24 protein-coding genes are annotated in these 18,692 nt (G+C 44.8%); 14 read left to right on the forward strand and 10 right to left on the reverse strand.

The features are described from left to right. Positions 1-22: 22 nt before the first annotated feature. Both ACQ4MX_RS15710 and ACQ4MX_RS15715 read right to left on the reverse strand, forming a co-directional pair. Positions 23-646 carry an acetate uptake transporter gene (locus tag ACQ4MX_RS15710; protein ID WP_134911856.1) on the reverse strand — a complete coding sequence of 208 codons (624 nt, stop codon included), beginning with the start codon at positions 644-646 and terminating at the stop codon, positions 23-25. 111 nt (positions 647-757) lie between these two features. Then, positions 758-1,960 carry a glycosyl hydrolase family 28-related protein gene (locus ACQ4MX_RS15715; RefSeq protein WP_431085813.1) on the reverse strand — a complete coding sequence of 401 codons (1,203 nt, stop codon included), beginning with the start codon at positions 1,958-1,960 and terminating at the stop codon, positions 758-760. Positions 1,961-2,237: 277 nt separating this feature from the next. On the opposite strand from ACQ4MX_RS15715, the gene ACQ4MX_RS15720 reads away from it, so the two are divergent. The 9 genes from ACQ4MX_RS15720 to ACQ4MX_RS15760 all read left to right on the forward strand — a co-directional run bounded on the left by ACQ4MX_RS15720 (position 2,238) and on the right by ACQ4MX_RS15760 (position 10,082). Further along, on the forward strand, positions 2,238-2,921 hold the full coding sequence (locus ACQ4MX_RS15720) for a hypothetical protein (RefSeq protein ID WP_431085814.1): 684 nt from the start codon (positions 2,238-2,240) through the stop codon (positions 2,919-2,921). A gap of 304 nt (positions 2,922-3,225) precedes the next feature. After that, positions 3,226-3,954, forward strand: a complete 729-nt coding sequence (locus ACQ4MX_RS15725; protein ID WP_431085816.1) for a YheC/YheD family protein — start codon at positions 3,226-3,228, stop codon at positions 3,952-3,954. Between the two features lie 42 nt (positions 3,955-3,996). Beyond that, a complete protein-coding gene (gene aepX / locus ACQ4MX_RS15730; protein WP_431085817.1) occupies positions 3,997-4,896 on the forward strand; it encodes a phosphoenolpyruvate mutase in 900 nt (299 codons plus the stop codon). Beyond that, the gene (gene aepY, locus ACQ4MX_RS15735) at positions 4,896-6,056 is read left to right on the forward strand and encodes a phosphonopyruvate decarboxylase (protein WP_431085819.1); all 1,161 of its coding nucleotides are present in this window, start codon (positions 4,896-4,898) and stop codon (positions 6,054-6,056) included. Before aepX ends, aepY begins: the two co-directional genes overlap by 1 nt. Beyond that, positions 6,053-7,165 (forward strand): 2-aminoethylphosphonate aminotransferase, encoded by a 1,113-nt coding sequence (locus ACQ4MX_RS15740; protein WP_431085821.1) that lies wholly within the window; start codon positions 6,053-6,055, stop codon positions 7,163-7,165. The genes aepY and ACQ4MX_RS15740 overlap by 4 nt, the downstream gene beginning before the upstream one ends. A 16-nt stretch (positions 7,166-7,181) precedes the next feature. Then, complete coding sequence (locus tag ACQ4MX_RS15745) at positions 7,182-7,922, forward strand: YheC/YheD family protein (RefSeq protein WP_431085822.1); 741 nt, start codon at positions 7,182-7,184, stop codon at positions 7,920-7,922. Between the two features lie 158 nt (positions 7,923-8,080). Beyond that, a complete protein-coding gene (locus ACQ4MX_RS15750; protein ID WP_342427537.1) occupies positions 8,081-8,437 on the forward strand; it encodes a nucleotide excision repair endonuclease in 357 nt (118 codons plus the stop codon). A 109-nt stretch (positions 8,438-8,546) separates the two neighbouring features. Next, entirely contained in the window at positions 8,547-9,491 is a 945-nt protein-coding gene (locus ACQ4MX_RS15755; RefSeq protein WP_431085824.1) for a helix-turn-helix transcriptional regulator, read from the forward strand. A 66-nt stretch (positions 9,492-9,557) separates the two neighbouring features. Beyond that, positions 9,558-10,082: a DinB family protein gene (locus ACQ4MX_RS15760; protein ID WP_431085826.1), complete on the forward strand. Its 525-nt coding sequence runs from the start codon at positions 9,558-9,560 to the stop codon at positions 10,080-10,082. Here ACQ4MX_RS15760 and ACQ4MX_RS15765 read toward each other — a convergent pair. The 4 genes from ACQ4MX_RS15765 to ACQ4MX_RS15780 form a co-directional block, all read right to left on the reverse strand. Next, positions 10,015-10,551 carry a Crp/Fnr family transcriptional regulator gene (locus ACQ4MX_RS15765; protein WP_134911865.1) on the reverse strand — a complete coding sequence of 179 codons (537 nt, stop codon included), beginning with the start codon at positions 10,549-10,551 and terminating at the stop codon, positions 10,015-10,017. The two genes, ACQ4MX_RS15760 and ACQ4MX_RS15765, sit on opposite strands and share 68 nt — an antisense overlap. Positions 10,552-10,587: 36 nt before the next feature. After that, positions 10,588-11,328 (reverse strand): SDR family oxidoreductase, encoded by a 741-nt coding sequence (locus tag ACQ4MX_RS15770; RefSeq protein WP_431085828.1) that lies wholly within the window; start codon positions 11,326-11,328, stop codon positions 10,588-10,590. 28 nt (positions 11,329-11,356) lie between these two features. Continuing rightward, positions 11,357-11,935 carry a TetR/AcrR family transcriptional regulator gene (locus tag ACQ4MX_RS15775; protein WP_431085830.1) on the reverse strand — a complete coding sequence of 193 codons (579 nt, stop codon included), beginning with the start codon at positions 11,933-11,935 and terminating at the stop codon, positions 11,357-11,359. A 138-nt stretch (positions 11,936-12,073) separates the two neighbouring features. Next, positions 12,074-12,619 (reverse strand): glutathione peroxidase, encoded by a 546-nt coding sequence (locus tag ACQ4MX_RS15780; protein WP_431085831.1) that lies wholly within the window; start codon positions 12,617-12,619, stop codon positions 12,074-12,076. 270 nt (positions 12,620-12,889) lie between these two features. On the opposite strand from ACQ4MX_RS15780, the gene ACQ4MX_RS15785 reads away from it, so the two are divergent. The 3 genes from ACQ4MX_RS15785 (at position 12,890) to ACQ4MX_RS15795 (ending at position 14,786) form a co-directional block, all read left to right on the forward strand. Beyond that, positions 12,890-13,621, forward strand: coding sequence for a YheC/YheD family protein (locus ACQ4MX_RS15785; RefSeq protein WP_431085832.1), 732 nt, complete (start codon positions 12,890-12,892; stop codon positions 13,619-13,621). Positions 13,622-13,821: 200 nt separating this feature from the next. Continuing rightward, positions 13,822-14,268 carry a GNAT family N-acetyltransferase gene (locus tag ACQ4MX_RS15790; RefSeq protein WP_431085834.1) on the forward strand — a complete coding sequence of 149 codons (447 nt, stop codon included), beginning with the start codon at positions 13,822-13,824 and terminating at the stop codon, positions 14,266-14,268. An 86-nt stretch (positions 14,269-14,354) separates the two neighbouring features. Further along, positions 14,355-14,786: an Rrf2 family transcriptional regulator gene (locus ACQ4MX_RS15795; protein ID WP_431085836.1), complete on the forward strand. Its 432-nt coding sequence runs from the start codon at positions 14,355-14,357 to the stop codon at positions 14,784-14,786. A gap of 105 nt (positions 14,787-14,891) precedes the next feature. Here the strand turns inward: ACQ4MX_RS15795 and ACQ4MX_RS15800 are convergent, their stop codons facing one another. Together ACQ4MX_RS15800 and ACQ4MX_RS15805 are read right to left on the reverse strand one after the other, a co-directional pair. Next, a complete protein-coding gene (locus ACQ4MX_RS15800; RefSeq protein ID WP_431085837.1) occupies positions 14,892-15,248 on the reverse strand; it encodes a VOC family protein in 357 nt (118 codons plus the stop codon). A gap of 92 nt (positions 15,249-15,340) precedes the next feature. Further along, positions 15,341-15,736 (reverse strand): SDR family NAD(P)-dependent oxidoreductase, encoded by a 396-nt coding sequence (locus ACQ4MX_RS15805; RefSeq protein WP_431085839.1) that lies wholly within the window; start codon positions 15,734-15,736, stop codon positions 15,341-15,343. A gap of 178 nt (positions 15,737-15,914) precedes the next feature. On the opposite strand from ACQ4MX_RS15805, the gene ACQ4MX_RS15810 reads away from it, so the two are divergent. After that, a complete protein-coding gene (locus ACQ4MX_RS15810) occupies positions 15,915-16,208 on the forward strand; it encodes a type II toxin-antitoxin system Phd/YefM family antitoxin (protein ID WP_192510973.1) in 294 nt (97 codons plus the stop codon). 239 nt (positions 16,209-16,447) lie between these two features. Here the strand turns inward: ACQ4MX_RS15810 and ACQ4MX_RS15815 are convergent, their stop codons facing one another. Next, positions 16,448-16,897 carry a JAB domain-containing protein gene (locus tag ACQ4MX_RS15815; protein WP_431085841.1) on the reverse strand — a complete coding sequence of 150 codons (450 nt, stop codon included), beginning with the start codon at positions 16,895-16,897 and terminating at the stop codon, positions 16,448-16,450. Between the two features lie 234 nt (positions 16,898-17,131). On the opposite strand from ACQ4MX_RS15815, the gene ACQ4MX_RS15820 reads away from it, so the two are divergent. Further along, a complete protein-coding gene (locus ACQ4MX_RS15820; RefSeq protein WP_431085843.1) occupies positions 17,132-17,473 on the forward strand; it encodes a helix-turn-helix domain-containing protein in 342 nt (113 codons plus the stop codon). Positions 17,474-17,517: 44 nt separating this feature from the next. On the opposite strand, the gene ACQ4MX_RS15825 is transcribed toward ACQ4MX_RS15820, so the two are convergent. Next, the gene (locus ACQ4MX_RS15825; protein ID WP_431085844.1) at positions 17,518-18,387 is read right to left on the reverse strand and encodes an AraC family transcriptional regulator; all 870 of its coding nucleotides are present in this window, start codon (positions 18,385-18,387) and stop codon (positions 17,518-17,520) included. Positions 18,388-18,692: the final 305 nt, after the last annotated feature.

The raw sequence follows: 18,692 nt of genomic DNA on the forward strand, positions 1-18,692 counted from the left end.
TTTGCGGGGCTTACATATACAGCTAAGGACGTGGTTTGAAAATACCGAAGGGACGTCCTACAGGCAGGAACGTACGGCCAAAGTGAGCATTCAGAACGGCGGCTCCTGTACCGTACAGCGAGAGAAGACCAATTCCCATTTCAGCATAAGCCGCGATGGTATGGAATACCTCTGGAGCAACACCGAATGCATCGAAGCTAAGACCGAGGAACAGAAAATCAATCAATACAAAGATAAAAAACAGAACCTTATGCGTCTCCATCGCTCCAATGGTCATGAATAGCGTGAAGATGAGATAGCCCGCAAAGGCAAAACCGAGCTGTTTACCGTCTACAGCAGAAGCCAGCTCAGGGCCGAATACGCCCATTTTGATCATCCAGCTACTAGCTACGGCTAACCAGAAGAAAGCGTAAGCGCCGAATGCCGTCATGCCAAAGGTGTTATTATGCTTTGCATCCTGAATGCAGGCAAACAGCTGTGCAAAGGCACCAAGGAAGATTGCCCAAGGGATGATGAAGCTCAAGCCTTCAGTGAGACCAAGCTTTTGGGATGAAGCCACAAGCGTTACAATAGCCAAGCCAAACAGACCGATCGCGCTCGGATCGGCCGTTACGATTTTTACGTTAGAATGAGATTCGTTTTGCATGAAAAAATAGAAGCCTCCAATAATGTTCAAGTACGCGTCAATCTGCCGATGCCAGAATCACACTGACATATTGTAACGGAAACAGAGGAACTAGCATAGTACATAATTCTGCTACCGATTACGGTTGCCTTTATTCACATTATTGCTGCCACCCTCAATACTGACTGATTTGCCTGAAGTATCTGTGATGTTGTCCCTAATTTCATTGGAGCTGGAATCAGTGACACGTATTCCTATGTTGGAAAATCCGGAGTACGTGGTCATTTCGTTACCAATAATTTTGTTGCTGTTTGCGTTAGCAAGGCGAATGATTGTGTCAGGATTAAGTGAAGAATTGGTTTGAATAAATTCATTGTCTGTGAAGGTATTGCCATCCGATTGGACTAGCAGACCTTGCAGGGATGCATTTTTTACCGTATTCCCGTATACGTTGTTACCTGTCGCTCCAGTCAGTACAAAGATTCCCCGAGGATAATTTTCAATTACATTATTGTTGACGGTATTGTTGGCACCGTTATTAGGGATGCGAATGCCTGCGTAGCCGTCAGATTGATGGGTCTTGTTGATAATTTGGTTCCCGGTGACCGTCGTGTAGGTTGCACGTGACAGATTGATTCCACTGCCGCCGCCCGAATTGGTAATCTGGTTATTCGTAATTTTGACGTTACGGAACTCACCTGCCGGATAGCTTTCATGTCCGGTGGCAATGGCATGTCCATTATTCCGGTCAAAGCGGCTGTTGGTAATCTCTGAATCTCTCGTTCTGCGAAGAAGGGCTCCGATGGTCGTGTCACGAATCTCCACGCGATCCAGCGTGAGGTGCGAGACGGCCACATCTATAATCATACCGCCTACCTGACTTTCGCCACGAGCTTCACGGTTCGCACGGTCTGCATCAATGGTGAGATTCGACAGCTTCACGTCTAGTCCGTCAGAATTGTTTCGTAGAATCGGATTCCCAATCACGTATTGGTTTTTAGACCCTGTTTTTTTGAAAATCGTTTTGCCCATTCCGTCACCGTTCAGACTCACCCCGGCATATAAACGGATCGAATCGTCAACCAGATATGTACCTGCCGGGAAGTACACGGTTCCCTCTGTACCACGATCATAGAAATACTTTAACGCATTCTGGATTTCCTTGGATTGTGAGGTGTTCGTGTTAGGTTTAACGCCAAAATCCTTGGCATTAATCACATTGTCGGCTGCTTGGGCCACATGCAGGTTTCCCCCTATAGAACCTTGAATAACGAGAGCAATGACGGCTGCCAGCAACAAGCTGAGCATCGCCTTCCGATTGAAGATATTTAACATTTTGCACACCCCTGTTCAATTCAGATTTTGTGTAATCGTTGACACTTTTGTTTCATGCAAAGCTTATACGTGAATCTTTCTCCCCTCCCTATGTTAAAAATGTTGAAACAATACCATAATTCCCCTTTACATTTTCGGTCAAAAAGGGATTTATTTCAAGTATTTTCTATTCATTAAAAGAAATACTTTGAAAGGAATACTCTCAGCTTGCTTTAATCTTGTTTTCAGCTTGACCGGGTACAATCAAGGCACTTTTCCTGGGGAGGATGTATAACGAATGAAAACGAAAAAGACCGTTTGGATTCCGGCAATAATTGCAGTTGCGGTAGCAGCTCTGCTCGTAATCTACTATTACTACATGTCTTCGGTTTCCGGCGGCGAACCTGGACCTCGACCGCCAGAAGGTGGCGTAGGCAACGTGTCTGCAGGGCCTGTGGGTGGACGTCCCGGTGGAGGAGGGCGTGGGGGGAACGGGGAAATATTCAAGACTTTGGGTACGATCTCCGTATTCCTTGGCGCGGCCGCTTTTTCTTGGTTCTGGTTTAAGAAGAAGCTGAGATCGCCATCGTTGTTGGTTAGAAAAGCCGGGAAGTTGTTACATTCCATGCACAAATTGCTGGGTTGGGCGACCTTGATTCTTATTGCCGTTCACGGTGTCTATTTTTTGATTACCAAACTTCAAGATAACAAAACCTACACCGGGCTTGCGGGCTTTGCCATTTTGCTGGCGATCGCCGGGTATGGTTTCTTTATTAATAAAGTACGTAACAAGTGGATGCGGACCGTGCATCGTTCGCTCGGATTGCTTTGGGTTCCCGTGCTGCTGCTACATGCCGGCGGATCCGCGATCATGGCGGTCGTCGCCAGTCTTGCAGTGGGAATTCTTGTCTGGGTTCTGGAAAGAATGTCGGGAAAAACGGCGGAATCGATAATTAGCCAAGCAGCAGTCAAGCGGCCGTGAGCCATATACCACCTGGCACGAGAGCAGGCTGCATCACTAGCGTCTGACTGGAAATAAAAGCTCCGCTACCTTCCTGGTTGCGGAGCTTTTGTGATTTGGCGACAGCCTATTTTCTGTGGTCCGAACCCCGAGCCTGTCCGAAAGGTTGTCTCCTAGGGGTTTTCGTATTTATAACAAGCTGGGACATGCCGTTTTGTGACATGAATCTTGGTTTCTAGCAGAGGTAGCGGCCCACGCAGAAGGGGATCTGGATGCATATGCATACTGTATGCGCAAAAACCCAAAAAGATAAGAGGGATGACAAGTGCCCATTGGAAAAATGAAAAAGCATAAAGAAATGTTGCAACATCCCGTTTTGCGTCCGCATTTACCTGAAACCCACTGGTTTACAGATTCAAGGACCTCGCGGATGCTGAATACCTATTCATCGGTCTTCATAAAACCTAATCACGGGAGTGGTGGCAGCGGGATTATCCGGGTCAAGAGATTGAAGAAAGGATATGAGGTTCGTAGGGGCTCAAGTCGAAGGATTGTTGGATCTCGTTTTGTCTTGAGAGCAATTAAGTCATACCAGAAATCCAGACACATGTATTTAGTACAGAAGGGACTTCGGTTAGCCAAGTACCATGGGTCGATTTTTGACACAAGGATATACCTACAGAAACCAGGGGGGAAATGGGTTATTTCCGGCACGGCCGCCCGTGTCGCGGCACCTCATAAGTATGTTACCAACTATCTTAAAGGAGGGCATGCAGTATCCTTGCATCGAGTGCTTCTCAGCCTTTTTAAGCACAACCGCACGAAAGCGGATGCCTATTTTCATAAAATCTCCAAACTATCCGTCATTATTGCCAAAAAGATCAATGAACGGCATCCGGTTCGCGAATTGGGGGTCGATATTGCCATAGATAAAAAAGGCCGTGTTTGGATTATCGAGGCCAATTCACACCCCGGACATATGCTGTTTACCCAGCTTCCCGATCCTACTATGATCAACACGATCATGAGAAACAAGAGGCTTATTTGGAAGTAGATTCCTTGTACATTATTTTTAGGGGAGAAGGAGAAAGTCTCAATGAAAAAAACAAAGCAGCTAAGAGAGTTGGTCAATTCTCAAAAACTGGAGTTTATCATGGAAGCTCATAATGGTCTGTCAGCCAAAATTGTGGAGGAGGCGGGGTTTAAAGGAATTTGGGCCAGCGGGTTATCCATCTCTGCAGCGATGGGAGTCAGGGACAACAATGAGGCCTCCTGGACGCAGGTATTGGATGTTTTGGAATTCATGAGTGACGCTACCTCCATCCCGATTTTGCTGGACGGAGATACGGGGTACGGCAATTTCAATAATGCAAGGCGGCTGGTAAAGAAGCTGGGACAGCGTCATATTGCAGGGGTATGCATCGAAGATAAGCGGTTCCCCAAAATGAATTCTTTCATTAACGGTCAAGGGCAGACCTTGGCTGATATCGAAGAGTTTTCCGGGAAAATTAAAGCAATGAAAGATACGCAAACGGACGCGGATTTTACGGTGGTGGCCAGAGTAGAGGCATTTATTGCCGGGAAAGGGCTTAAAGTGGCGCTGCAGCGGGCAGAGGCGTACCGGAAGGCAGGAGCCGATGCCGTATTTATACACAGCAAAAGATCGGATGCCGCAGAGATTGAAGCGTTCATGAAGGAATGGGCCGGAAGATTGCCGGTAGTGATCGTGCCTACCAAATACTATACGACTCCAACCGTCAGGTTTCAGGAGATGGGGATTAGCCTTGTGATTTGGGCAAACCATAATTTGAGAGCATCCATCCAAGCCATGAAACGATTATCTGGCCGAATTTATCGGGATGAAAGCCTTGTTCATGTCGAAAAGGACGTCGCAACCCTCGAAGAAGTATTCCGGCTTCAAGGGGTCGAAGAGCTGCAAGCTGCGGAAAAGAATTACCTTCCATCGTCAGAACCGGATTCGGGTGAGCACGTATAATGGACACAAAATTGTTAGGAGAAGAGCTGAAAAAATTAGGATTTACCTTTTTCAGCGGTGTTCCATGCTCCTTCTTGAAAAGCTTGATCAATTATGCCATAAACGAATGCGATTATGTTGCAGCGGCTAACGAAGGGGATGCGGTCGCCATTGCATCCGGAGCTTATATAGGGGGGAAGAAGTCGGTAGTCCTTATGCAAAATTCAGGACTAACCAACGCTGTTTCGCCATTGACCTCTCTTACTTACCCTTTTCATATTCCATTGCTTGGATTTGTCAGTCTGCGCGGAGAGCCGGGGATACCTGACGAGCCTCAGCATGAACTGATGGGCCGGATTACAACGCAAATGCTGGATGTGATGGATGTAGAATGGCAGTATCTCTCCAAGGACTTGGAGGAGGCCCGAAATCAGCTGATCCAGGCTAATGAGCAAATTGCCCGACATCGCCCGTTCTTTTTTGTCGTTAAGAAAGGGACTTTTGACAAAGAACCATTGCAAAAACAGCAAACCTCCATTCATTTAAATCAGATCCGGCAGCATGGTCATGGGGACCACCAAATGCCTACGCGGTATGATGCATTAGCTGCGATTAACTCCATGAAAGACAGTAATACCGTACAGCTCGCAACAACTGGTAAAACCGGGCGCGAACTTTATGAAATTGAAGATGCAGATAACAACTTGTACATGGTGGGTTCTATGGGATGCATCGGTTCCTTTGGACTGGGGTTGGCTCTGAGCCAATCAAGCAAAAATATCGTCGTGATTGACGGAGACGGATCTCTGTTGATGCGTATGGGGAGCCTGGCAACCAACGGTTACTACCATCCAGCCAATATGGTTCATATTCTGCTCGATAATAACGCTCATGAATCAACAGGCGGGCAAAGTACGGTATCTCATAATATTGATTTTATAGGTATTGCCGCTTCCTGCGGGTATACAAAGTCGATTCTTGTTCACAGTCTCGAGGAATTGAAAGCCTCTTTACAAGAATGGAAATTAAATAAAGAACTTGCATTTTTGTGCCTGAAAATATCCAAAGATTCCAAGGATCAGCTTGCTCGTCCACATATGAAGCCTCACGAAGTAAAAGAACGTCTGGAGCGTTTCATTCATAACGATCCTTTGAAGGGCAAGGAAGTGGGTGGTTCATGAGTTCTTCCGTCAAGAAAAACATTTTGCTTACCCCTGGTCCGGCAACGACTACAGAAAGTGTGAAATGGTCACAGGTGGTTCCGGATATCTGTCCTCGTGAAGCCCAGTTTGGCCAAATCATGGAGTATATTTCTACAGAGCTTACCCGGCTGGTCGCAGACCCGGATCATTATGCAACCGTATTGTTTGGTGGATCGGGTACTGCAGCGGTGGAATCCATCATAAGCTCGGTCCCGAATCACGATGCGGTGATCATTGTAAGCAATGGAGCCTATGGAAAACGGATGTGCGAGATAGCGAAGGTTTATGGAGTGGATTATTTTGAATTCAAAAGTCCTCCCGATGATGCTATTGATTTGGCTGAATTAGAAAGGTATATCCAATCTTCCGAACGTACCGTCTCCCATCTGGCCGTCGTACATCACGAGACGACAACTGGCCTGCTTAACAAGGTAAAGGATATCGGAGAATTATGCAAAAGGTATCAAATCGATATGATCGTGGATGCCATGAGTTCATTTGCAGCCGTTCCAATTCAATTGAAGGAAATGAACATCGCCTACCTAGCGGCAAGTTCCAACAAAAACTTACAGGGAATGGCCGGGGTTTCGTTTGTGATCGCCGAAAAAAGCAAATTGGAGAATTTGAAAGGCCAGAAACCAAGAAGCTATTATTTGAATTTGTATGCTCAATACAACTATTTTGTGGAACATGGGCAGATGCGGTTTACTCCCCCAGTCCAAACCTTATATGCGCTTAGACAAGCGATTGAGGAATTAAAGCAGGAGGGGGTGGATAAAAGATACGAAAGGTACACGACATCCTGGAAAACCTTAATTAACGGGTTAGCCCGCTTAGGTCTAACCTATATCATTCCCGAAGAGCATCATTCCAAAATCATTACTTCCATTCTTGAACCTCATTGTGCAGGTTATGATTTTCAATCTATGCATGATTATTTTTACAGCAAAGGTATTATGATTTATCCCGGCAAGCTTGAGAAACTAAATACGTTCCGGATTGCCAATATAGGTGATATCACGTATAAGGAAATGGAGTTATTTTTGGAATGGCTTGAACGCTATCTCAGTAGCATAAAATGCGGATGAGAAAGGTGGAGTCCCCATGGCATCAGCAGCAAAAGATAAGTGGTACAAATATTTGTTATTGAGAAGGCATGCGTCTCTGAGGTCTTACGTCCCCGAAACGAAGCTCCTGAACAGGTATAATTTTTCGGAACTTCTCTCCAAGTACGGGCATGTTATCGTGAAACCGGTGTGGGGGAGTCGTGGACAGGGGATCTTTCAGGTCTCCTGGTTAGGAAACCATAAGTACATCGTACATTACGAGAATAAACGAGTTTTAGTACGGGGCAGAACCAATACGTATCATTATATTAGAAGAAAAATCGGGAACGCCAGTTATATGGTTCAACGCAGAATTACTCGTCCGACCATCCACAAACGCCCTTTTGATATGAGAGTCATCATTCAACGGAGAATCAACTCATCTGTATGGGTAGTCACAGGAAAGGTTATCAAAGTTGCAGGCAAAGGCTATATTGTATCCAATAATACACGGAGTAAAGGGACATTGCTCAGCTTTAAATCCGGTATTCAGCAATCTTCTGTTCGGCACTTGTCTGCCAGTGCATTAGAGTCCCATATTGATCGTGTTTCCATCCGTTCCGCGAAGAGATTAAGTGCTTTTTTTCCGGGACACCGTATATATGGACTGGACATTGGAATAGACCGGAAAGGAAGTATCGGGATTATTGAAGCTAATCTTTATCCGGCAAGGTCCCATTTCCGTAAGCTGAAGGATAAAACAATGTATTACCGCATTACGGATTACAAAAACGGATAACATAAAATGAAAAGGTGGCTCTGTATTCATCAGGGTCATCTTTTTTTTCATACAGTTTCTAAGTCGGGAGTTTTAGTCATGGGACAAGGATTATTAAATGGTGTTACATCGGGATTTGTGATAATATTTACACCTATATAGAATGAGGAAGTGACATAGTGATAAACATTACGATTCCAACCCCGGACATTACGATTACCAAACAGGTTAACCCTGAGCTCAGCCATATTTACGGATTTACCGACTTTCACCTGATCCCTAGAGATAAGGCGGGTATCTTTATGTTCTACAATGCGCAGGAGGAATTGCTGTTCGTTGGTAAAGCAAGAAAGCTAAGACCAAGAATTAAAAAGCATTTTGAAGATACCGTATCGCCGATCAAGGACAAGCGGAACGAAGTAGCGATTATTGAAGTTTGTATTGTGGAAGATGCGGTGGAGCGAGAAATCTATGAAACCTACATCATCAATTCACAAAAGGCTAAATATAACGTCGAAAAAGTGTTTTTCAAGTAATGAAGTAACTTTCGTATGAAAAAAAGAGCAATAAGTCGCAGTGATTGTACTGCTCTTATTGCTCTTTTGTATTACTGTATTTTAGATCCTTCCAGGGAGGTGCCGTGGTATGAACAAAACAGACCGCTTGCTAGCTATCTTGCTAGAATTGCAACGTAAAGATATTCTACGAGCCGAGGATTTGGCGGCCATATTCGAAACAAGTGTGAGAACCATCTATCGGGATATTCAGGCACTAAGCGAATCGGGTGTACCGATTATAGGTGCACCCGGCATTGGATATTCCCTGATGGAGGGGTATTTTTTGCCCCCGGTGAGCTTTAGCGTGGAAGAAGCCGTGGCGTTGCTAATCGGGACAGATTTTGTCGAACAAAAATTTGATGCAGATTACGGCATCAAGGCGCAGGCTTCTCGCAGAAAGATTGAAGCTATTTTACCGGAGAGTGTTCGCAGGGAAGTTTCCCGGGTGCGTACGACCATCAGGCTGCTCGCGGTGGGTGAAGGGGCAAACCTTAAAGAGAAAACCTGTTTGGAAACGCTGCGTCTCGCTATATTGGGAAAACGGAAGGTACGGTTCGGCTATTCCAAAAGAATGCCAGAGGCTGACGGGAATCGTCAAAGTGTGCGTGTGGTCGCCCCCTATGGGCTTGTGCTGATTCGTGGTTCGTGGATGTTGATTGGGCAATGCGAATTGCGGCAGCAACTTCGCCATTTCCGCTTGTCCCGGATGGACGAGCTTATCGTGCTGGAGGAGAGGTTTCAGTTCCCCATCGATTTTAATTTAAAGGATTACAAGCAAACCGATGATCGCCATGTACGTGTTCGTATATTAGCCCGTTCGGATATCGCTGATAAAGTGAAGGAAGCGAACAATTTTTACATGGAGGCTGTAGAGGAGCGAGCGGATGGACTGCATGTACTCTTCCGCGTCAGGCAGCCAGAGGAATTACTACAATGGATACTCGGGTGGGGTGCAGATATGGTCGTGCTGGAGCCTGAATCGCTCCGGGATCGGGTACGATCGGAAGTCGAAAAAATGTTGAAATGCTACTGACATAATGCTGTCAGTAGCATTTGTGTATAGTAAAGCTACTTGAAGGAGAGGGGCAGTTAATAGTATATGAATACAACAACCGAAACATTGCAGCGTTTTGAAGAAACGGTACAACACTATCTTCTTGAATTGGACCACTTTAGCTTGGAACAATTGCAGTACACACCGCAGGAGGGCGAATGGTCACTTGGACAAATGTACCTTCATTTGGTGAACTCTGCTCTTTATATGCATCTGAAGAACGTTGATGTTTGTCTACAGCCTAATGGGGAGACAGGGGTTAAAACGGAAGCAGGCATGGCTATTTTTAATCTGGGAGGCTTTCCGCCAATGCGTATCCAAGTTCCACCTTCCCCGCAATACACTCCCCCGCAACCGACTGGCAAAGAAGAAATTGTAGAGGGATTGAACGCGGTAATCCGCAAAATGAGAGAGATTGAGCCGAACGTTGGGGAAACAGCAGGGAAGTCTACCGTTTCTCATCCCAGATTCGGTGCGTTGAATGCTGGAGAGTGGTTTACGCTCATCGAGATGCATTATCGCCATCATCTTTTGCAGAAGGAGCGCTTGAAGCACGCAATAGCCGATTAATCGTCTCCCGGCGCAGCCCGATGAACTGACCGATTTCCTCCTGCGTTAGCACGTCTGTTAGCGTGGCAGGTGCGATGTAGGAGTGGAACCAGCGTTGAAGCTTCCGAAGCTTCTCGGCGGGTGACACCTCGGTAAGCTGGTCGATTCGTTGCTGCATCATGCGCAATTTATCCTGTAGCTGCAAAGCGACAGCCCGACATCGCGCCGGCTCTTGCTCCAGCGCGAGATACCATTCCTTTTGCGACAGAACTTCAACCTCTGAGGTTACCAGCGCCACCGCTGTACCATAATAAGGATTGGGACTGATCAGGGAGTGATGTGGGATGATTTCATCGGGCACAATCACATTAACTAAAATTTGCGAGCCGTCTTCATGGACTCGGATAATTTTTAACAGGCCGCTCTTTAAGTGATATAGAGGGCCGGATTCCCCTTGCCGAAACAGGGTCTCGCCTTTGTGTAATATCATGAGCGTGAACAGCCTCCATTTCATGTATTCCAGCTTTTAAATGAATCCGCCGTTGACGCGAATTGTCTGTCCGGTAACCCACTGTGATTTGGCGCTGACCAGGAACTCAATCACATCAGCGATATCTTCCGGTTCACCGAGACGACCCATCGCATTCATTTTTTTCATGACTTCGATCTGTTGCTCGGTTTTTCCTGCTTGAAAAAGCTCGGTGTTCACGGGACCGGGAGCCACGGCGTTGATCGTAATTTGTTTACTCCCGAATTCTTTCGCAAGTTGGCGGGTAAATTGCTCCACCGCGCCTTTCGTACCCGCGTATACGCTATAGGTCGGAAACATTTGTCCGATGACGGACGTAGACAGGTTCACGATTCTTCCGCAGTTTTCCATATATTTCATCGCTTGTTGACAGGCAAAGAAAGTCCCTTTTACATTCAGTGCGAATTGTTTGTCAAAATCGGACTCGGTTACCTCAGCCAGAGGTTTGGTGATCATCAATCCGGCATTGTTAACCAGAATATCCACTTTGCCAAATTCAGCAATCGTATGTGTAAATAAGGTTTCAATATCACTCATCTTGCCCAGATCAGCGCGGAGCGCTATGGCTTTTCCGCCTTTTTGAATAATGCCCTCCACGACTTCCTGAGCTTTGTCCGGACTGCTGGCATAATTGATGACTACATTAGCGCCCAGATCAGCCAGTTGCTCGGCAATAGCACGTCCAATTCCTCTGGAGGAACCGGTGATAATCGCTATTTTTCCGTCCAAATGTTTCATAGGTATTTAACCTTCTTTCTATAATTTTTTAAGAGATTCCTTTTTCTAAAAGCATCCACACATCCGAAAACTCCTGATCAATCGCAGGACTCTTCCATTCGTAAGCATGAGCGGGATGATGGAAACGGGCTGTGGCATAGAAAAGGGTACGCGCCAGTTGGGCTGGCTGATCCGATGTGATGTTCCCGTGTGCAATGATGTCAGCGAGCTGATCCACAATGTGAGCGATATGCTGGTCGATTAAATCAGCGGCTTGCTCGGTGACCCGGGTATACATCTCGAACATCTCCTCGTCATCGCGGGCATAATACTGCTTGAGTTCGATCAAGGTCTGTATATATCGTTGTAAATGCGGCGTTCCCAGCAGGGATGAATCCTGACACACCTCCGTTAACGGAGCGATAATCTTTTCATTCAGCCATTTTTCGGTCACGCCTTCAAGAAGTTCGGCTTTGCTTTTAAAATGTCGATAAATGGTGCCATGACTTACTCCTAATACTTTGGCAACATCGGTCACGGAGGTTTTAGCTACACCAAAACGTCTAAGTGTGTCTTCTGTAGCGATGAGAATCTGTTCCTTGGTTAAAATATCTGAGGATTTTTCCATAGAGACACGGTCAAGTTGCCGTGTGAGTCACCTCCTTGAAGTCAGGATAACACAAAAGAGTATCAAATGACAAATATTTATTTTTGTCATTTGATACTCTTTTTCTTCTAAACTAATTCAAAGGAGTAAACTGAAACCCTACAACAGTGATTCGATGACAGAATCTATTTCAAAGGGCTCCGTCGTTGCTTCAAATCTTCCATTTACATGACCATCGCGATCGATCAAAAACTTGGAGAAATTCCACTTGATTCCGTCGCCAGCGTATATTTCCGGATACTTATCCCGCAGGAAATCCTCCATCCATTGACCGTCCTTGGTCTGGGAATCGAAGCCCTGGAATGGTGCTTGTTGTGTCAGATATTGAAATAAAGGATGAGCGGCTGAGCCTCTTACATCCGTTTTCCCAAATAGTGGGAACGTTACGCCATGTCCATTTTGGTAGATTTCCTGCAATTCCGAGTGGCTACTCGGCTCTTTTTCATTGAATTGATTACATGGAAACGCGAGAATTTCAAAACCTTGTCCCTTCCGACTTTCGTAGAGCTTTTGCAGATCAGCAAATTGGCGGGAGAAGCTGCATTGGCTGGCTGTATTTACGATCAGGATAATTTTTCCTCTATACTCGGATAGTTTAATTGGCTTCCCGTAAATTGAGGTTGCTTGGAAATCATAAATGGACATGTTAATGTTCCTCCTCACGGTATTTTTAATACATCATATATCCAGAGTTGGTATTGGTCTAATATATAATTGGAATCAGATTTATAGGTATATACAATAACTACACTCATGTAACGAACACATTCCCGCATTTCTCTTGAATCAAAGAAGGTAGGATAGGAGAGGTGTGCCTCTTTCATAGCAAACTGTGGCATTCGCCGTTACCAAGATAGATTATGGATGCATATTCATGTAATGCGTGCAAAAACCCAACAGAATCGAGGGATACTCGTGCCCATTGGAAAGATGATTCAATATAAGGAAATGCGACAACATCCCGTTTTAAGTTCTCATTTGCCGGAAACCCGTTGGATTAGCAAAGCAAGGACTTTGCGCATGCTGGACGAATATCGGACGGTTTTCATTAAGCCTAATTATGGAAGCGGAGGGACTGGTATCATACGGGCCAAAAAGCTGGGGAGGAGGTATGAGATTCGTTGTGGCTCCAGTCGAAGAATTGTCAGATCCCACGCGGTGAGAAGAGCGATCAAAACCCATCGCAGGCCTCATCGCCGTTATTTGGTACAGCAAGGACTTAGGTTAGCGAAGTACAAAGGTTCGATTTTTGATGTTAGAGTGTATATGCAGAAGCCGGAATCGGAATGGGTCATTTCAGGAATAACCGGTCGTGTTGCCGCACCCCAAAAAGTGGTTACCAATTATCGCAAAGGAGGACATGCGGCACCATTGTCCAAAGTGCTTTTAAAGGTCTTTAAAAATGACAGAACGAAAATGAAAGAGACTCTGGATCAGATCATCGAACTTTCTAAAATGGTTGCCGACACAATAGATAAAAAACATCCGTTTCGCGAGCTGGGTATTGATCTTGCTATTGAGAAGAATGGTCAAATCTGGATCATCGAGGCCAATCCGCATCCCGGACATAAGTTGTTCAAGCAGCTCCCCAATCATAAGATGATTCACAACATTTTGAGAAACAAACGTCGGATTGAAAAACATTAGTATAAAGTTGCTCAAGCGCGTTGCAACATCATAAATCAAAAACCAGTCGAACACGAGAATAAAGAAATAAAGTGTGAGGCTGGTTCTGTTTTATCAAGCTATGATAGTTCATTAGTGAAATGTGCTAGTTATCTCTAATACTTTGCATATTAATCTGCTATACAGTATATTTATTCAATCGTACAAGAGGGGGAGTTAACATGTCATTTATCGTAAGAAATGCTGAACCTAATGATGTGAATGGTTTGACGGAGTTAATGTATGAGTATATTGTTGGTTTTTATAAGAATCCCAGACCGGCTGCTGAGAAACTACATAATTTGATTTTTAACCTTTTCGAGAAGCAGGCAGGTATACAGTTCGTAGTAGAGCAGGATGGGGAGCTGATTGGCTTCGCTACATTATACTTTGCTTTCAGCACGATGAGAGCAGATAAAATTACCATCATGAACGATCTGTTTGTTATGGAGCCATACAGAGGTACTGAGGTGGAATCGCAACTGTTTTTGGAATGCCGCCGATACTCACAAGAGCATGGGTATGCGTACATGTCCTGGATCACGGGGCCCAGCAATCAGCGGGCACAACGTTTCTTTGAAGAAAAGGGTGCTGTCCAGGCAGATTGGATTAACTATTCCATTAACTAAATCAAGGGTTCTTGCAAGCTATTGTGAAGCCATTGACGCCCTCGTTTTGTTGGAACTATACTGATTACAACAAAGAGGGTGATTCGATGAAACAAATTAGCAGCCGATTTTCAATTGCGGTGCATACCATGTCCATGATTGCTTTGCGTCCATCGTTATGTACAGGCGATTACATTGCCAAAAGCGTCAATAGTAATCCTGTCATCATACGCAAAATCATTGCGCAATTAAAAAAAGCTAGATTTATCCAAGTCAAAGCAGGTGTCGGTGGGGCTTCTCTATTAAAAGAAGCAGAGCAAATTACACTACTGGATATCTATAAAGCCGTTGAAGCATCAGACGATGGCGACCTGTTCAGGTTCCATAAAGACCCGGACCCCGAATGCTCGGTGGGGAAACATATTGAAGAGGTACTGCATCCTGAGATGGTGCAGGCACAGTTGGCGCTGGAAGGAAGGCTTTCTTCCGTCACGTTAGGACAAATTGTTGCCCAACTTCAGCAAAAAGCGGGCTACTGATGAGCAGAAGATGCCCTGACACACTCCATTTTACAGCCTGAATCCGGTTCTAATCAAAAGCCGAATTCAGGCTGATGTGTTATTTTACCTTGTATTATTGTTTGGTCATTGGCCTTGCGGTTCAACATATTCAATAAAAGTGCCATCCGGGTGTTCTACAAAAATACTCGGTCCCACAGGACCGTGCTGATCCCTTACAATCGGGGTGCCTTCTGCGGCCAGAATGGCTTTAAGCTCTGTCATGGAGTCCACATACACTACAGAGCGCAGGTTTTTGGCAAGCCCCAAAGCTTGCTCGGTCCCCGAAACGATGACATAGGGATAGACCGTGGCTAATTGAAGCTCGGCGTCGGGAATAGCCCATTGTCTGTCAGACGGCTTTCCGGTGATTTTTTCATAATGGGCTACAGCCGACTCCAGATTACTCGCAAATACCGGAATAAAATGATCTGTAATATTCATAATTTCATCCTCCAGTTGAGTTGTACAATACCTTATAGCAGCGTTGTAACTAATGTTGTTATAACAATATTATTTACAACGAAAATGCGATGTCAAGTAGATTCTATGAATTGCTGTTTATAAATCTGGTCGACCTTGCTAAGGACTTGGGAGCTGTGCTGAGTGAAAATTAAAGGGGTGACTTTTCCCTTCTTCAGAAAAATGCCAGTTTGTTCGCTGAATTCACCCAGAGCGGCTTCGTAAAGACGAGAGGCTCCTTTGCTGGGGTGGGAAAAAATCAGGTTCCGAATCGGAATCATATACCCCGGCATTCCTGAACTCGAAGTCATCGTTGTTTTATTCGCACCCGGGCAGACGCTACGTATCTTGATCCCCTCAGCGGTGGCTGCCGGAGCGATCTCTTGGGTCCACAGTGAAAGGGCGAGCTTGCTTGAGGCGTAGGGACCGAAAAGCTTTTTGAATTCGGCAGGGCGTTCCAGCAGCTCCACCTCGAACCGTTTTACGATGAGGGAAGCGTTCGAGGAGGTGTTAATGACGGGTATAATTGAAAATACGTAATATTTGATGTTATATATTACGTATTATTATACGCAATATATAATGTTGTATGGTTTACTTAATTGTATGATCGGAATAATAATATATAAATATAGGAGAAGATAAAGGATGGGAACAATAATGAAACCCACTTTTGACGTTGATCAAATGATTACGTCCTCTGAGGCTTCAAAAAGGTTTGGGGAGCTTCGTAAAAAGGCTAAACATCGTCCTCAGTATATTACGGATAATGGTTCAGTTGATTCGGTTTTAATGGGATATGAAATTTTTGAACAACTGTACGATCGTTTAACTCAATTGGAGCAACAAGAGGAAGAACGTATATTAGTGGAACGTATAGAAAGTCTTGATCGGGACCCAGCATCCGCGAAATCCTGGAAAGATATCCGTCGAACTACCTAATCTAAATGAAAGAATTGTTTGATATTCGTTTACATGAGGCTGCGGAAAAAGAATATAACCAGCTGGATGGTTCAGTTCTTGATGAGGTCAATAAAGCAATGAATGAGTTAATATTCCGGTATGGAAAAGACAAGATGAATAGAATGGTGAAGATCATTATAGAAGCAGACTATTCCCACTTGGGAGACAGTCTGCCTTTTTTAAAGGGTGCCTTTCCAAATAATCTGGACTGCTGTTAATTACATGAGCCCTTCTTCCTTCATGCTAATGAATGTTTTGTCTCCTAATATGACATGATCCAGCAATTCGATGCCGAGTAAAAGGCCTGCGTCTCGTAATCGGAGTGTTGTGCTTACATCTTCTGAGCTAGGAACAGGTGTACCTGAGGGATGATTATGACAGGCAATGATAGATGCAGAGTTGGCAAGTACGGCGAGCTTGTAAGTTTCTCTGGGGTGAACCAATAAGGTATTCAATGTACCGCAAGATACTTGGTGTAGCGCGGTGGGCTCATTTTTGGTGTTTAGACAAAGAATGCAAAAGGCTTCACGATCATAGTCACCGATAAATCTTCTGAATAATCCGACTGCATCCTGAGGTGAGCTGATAGTTCGGTTAGGATAAAGCAACGAAGTTTTTTCCCGAACTATACGCAAAGTTATGATTTCTACACGCTTGGGTTTATTCATTTTGCGATCTCCTTTTGATACGTTATTAATATATTTAGTTCCATGGGTCTGTTGTATAATTCAACTGTGAGAGAGAATACTAATATTGTAATCTTTAAATATGGTTTTATTATAAAAAAACATTTATAAATACTATAATATATTATCTATAGATGTTTATATGTAGTCAAGTAACATTTATAGTGGGTTAATGCTTTGGGTTACCTCGGGTACGCTTAAATTGAGGTGATGAACATGTCTGATGTCGTAAAGCGCGTGGGGGATAAGATCCGTAGACTGCGCAAAGAGAAAGGTTTTTCGCAAGAACAACTGGCAGAACGATCAGGTTTACATACGAATTATGTGGGACAGGTGGAACGTGGGGAGAAGAATCTGACACTCGAAACATTGGAGAAGGTTGTTAGAGGATTAGATACGTCGTTAGAAGAACTATTCCGGTTTTTCGACCCTATGACAAGGCAGGATACATTGGGCGAGATCATCACTCTTTTGGAAGATCGTCCTGGGCAGGATCAGGAGATGGCTCTACAGGTTTTGAAATCGGTATTAGAGTGGGAGAAACACAAAAATCAATAATTTACAGCAAAAAACCGACTGCCGTGGGCAATCGGTTCATTTGTTTACTTTTTATTAACCGGAATCCATACCTCGCATCGATAATCCTCCGCACGGGAATCTCCCATGGGGTACAATTCCAGCTCCGGGCCGCCTGAATGCTCATAATTGCTGGCCGGGAACCATTCCTGAAAAATTCTTTGCCATACGTTTTGGATCGAATGAGGCATAGGGCCGATGGATGTAAACACAGCCCAGGTTGCAGCCGGAATCGTTCTGGCATCCAATCCGTTGGAAGCGGCTACGTCCTCGCTGCCCTCTGCGGCAATCAGGTACGTGAATTTCTCTTCCCCATGCTTGAAATCCAAACAAATACCGAGGATATCCTCGCTTGTTCCCAAGGCTTGAATCCGATCCGATGTACCATCCGCGTTCAGCTCGTCCCAGAATTTCGGGATTTCCCGGAAATTTTCACCGTCTTTCGTTGTGACTTGGATGGACTTTCCAATGACCGTAAAGGCCGCTTTCTCTACGATTTTATAATCCATATCCTGATCTCCCTTCAACGATAGATGGAAGGTAATACGTGGAAAGGCTTTCAGGTTCACCCCAGGGCTTCTGGCCTCAGAGGGAGATATACCGTGTACCTTACGGAACGCTTTAGAAAAAGATTCGGGGGAATCATATCCGTATTTGAACGCTACATCCAAGACTTTGGTGGTAGAAAGACTCAATTCCTGTGCAGCCAAGGTCAATCGACGTTTACGTACATATTCGGCTACTGTGACGCCGGTAAGCATATGAAACATACGTTGAAAATGAAAAGGAGACGAATAGGCTGCCTTTGCAATTTCGTCGATATCCAGCGGCTGCTGCATTCTTTCTTCCATCAGATCCAGTGCGTTCTTGATCCGAAGTAACCATTCCAACCGCATCACCTTCCTTGGTTGTTATCATATCATTAGCGGTGTCCGTAATCCTGTCTTTGCGTGCTCTTGTTGAACAGGCTCTGTCGCCTAGTTTAATGGGACGCATACTCTGTTTCAAGTCGGAATTTCATACTGAAATTTTAGAGGATACATTTCGCCTGCCCCCTTGTGTTCATAATTAAAATTTGGGACAATGAAAGAAGCGTTTAAATAGCGAAGACTGCTTAAACATGCTATGATGCAATGATGGCTGAGATGATTGGTAAGTGCTTTGTTTTAAATAAATGGATTGTATATAGAGGAAGACGAAT

This window comes from Paenibacillus sp. 8b26 (assembly GCF_050626875.1).
GTDB lineage: Bacteria > Bacillota > Bacilli > Paenibacillales > Paenibacillaceae > Paenibacillus.

What these genes read in the sequence shown, in the direction of transcription:
- ACQ4MX_RS15770 (WP_431085828.1), bottom strand. Translation starts at nt 11,328, where the DNA reads ATGAAACATTTGGACGGAAAAATAGCGATTATCACCGGTTCCTCCAGA.
- ACQ4MX_RS15795 (WP_431085836.1), top strand. Translation starts at nt 14,355, where the DNA reads ATGAAACAAATTAGCAGCCGATTTTCAATTGCGGTGCATACCATGTCC.
- ACQ4MX_RS15815 (WP_431085841.1), bottom strand. Translation starts at nt 16,897, where the DNA reads ATGAATAAACCCAAGCGTGTAGAAATCATAACTTTGCGTATAGTTCGG.
- ACQ4MX_RS15710 (WP_134911856.1), bottom strand. Translation starts at nt 646, where the DNA reads ATGCAAAACGAATCTCATTCTAACGTAAAAATCGTAACGGCCGATCCG.
- ACQ4MX_RS15780 (WP_431085831.1), bottom strand. Translation starts at nt 12,619, where the DNA reads ATGTCCATTTATGATTTCCAAGCAACCTCAATTTACGGGAAGCCAATT.
- ACQ4MX_RS15740 (WP_431085821.1), top strand. Translation starts at nt 6,053, where the DNA reads ATGAGTTCTTCCGTCAAGAAAAACATTTTGCTTACCCCTGGTCCGGCA.
- ACQ4MX_RS15760 (WP_431085826.1), top strand. Translation starts at nt 9,558, where the DNA reads ATGAATACAACAACCGAAACATTGCAGCGTTTTGAAGAAACGGTACAA.
- ACQ4MX_RS15825 (WP_431085844.1), bottom strand. Translation starts at nt 18,387, where the DNA reads ATGCGGTTGGAATGGTTACTTCGGATCAAGAACGCACTGGATCTGATG.
- ACQ4MX_RS15755 (WP_431085824.1), top strand. Translation starts at nt 8,547, where the DNA reads ATGAACAAAACAGACCGCTTGCTAGCTATCTTGCTAGAATTGCAACGT.
- ACQ4MX_RS15745 (WP_431085822.1), top strand. Translation starts at nt 7,182, where the DNA reads ATGGCATCAGCAGCAAAAGATAAGTGGTACAAATATTTGTTATTGAGA.
- ACQ4MX_RS15810 (WP_192510973.1), top strand. Translation starts at nt 15,915, where the DNA reads ATGGGAACAATAATGAAACCCACTTTTGACGTTGATCAAATGATTACG.
- ACQ4MX_RS15720 (WP_431085814.1), top strand. Translation starts at nt 2,238, where the DNA reads ATGAAAACGAAAAAGACCGTTTGGATTCCGGCAATAATTGCAGTTGCG.
- ACQ4MX_RS15765 (WP_134911865.1), bottom strand. Translation starts at nt 10,551, where the DNA reads ATGATATTACACAAAGGCGAGACCCTGTTTCGGCAAGGGGAATCCGGC.
- ACQ4MX_RS15820 (WP_431085843.1), top strand. Translation starts at nt 17,132, where the DNA reads ATGTCTGATGTCGTAAAGCGCGTGGGGGATAAGATCCGTAGACTGCGC.
- ACQ4MX_RS15775 (WP_431085830.1), bottom strand. Translation starts at nt 11,935, where the DNA reads ATGGAAAAATCCTCAGATATTTTAACCAAGGAACAGATTCTCATCGCT.
- ACQ4MX_RS15790 (WP_431085834.1), top strand. Translation starts at nt 13,822, where the DNA reads ATGTCATTTATCGTAAGAAATGCTGAACCTAATGATGTGAATGGTTTG.
- aepY (WP_431085819.1), top strand. Translation starts at nt 4,896, where the DNA reads ATGGACACAAAATTGTTAGGAGAAGAGCTGAAAAAATTAGGATTTACC.
- ACQ4MX_RS15800 (WP_431085837.1), bottom strand. Translation starts at nt 15,248, where the DNA reads ATGAATATTACAGATCATTTTATTCCGGTATTTGCGAGTAATCTGGAG.
- aepX (WP_431085817.1), top strand. Translation starts at nt 3,997, where the DNA reads ATGAAAAAAACAAAGCAGCTAAGAGAGTTGGTCAATTCTCAAAAACTG.
- ACQ4MX_RS15715 (WP_431085813.1), bottom strand. Translation starts at nt 1,960, where the DNA reads ATGTTAAATATCTTCAATCGGAAGGCGATGCTCAGCTTGTTGCTGGCA.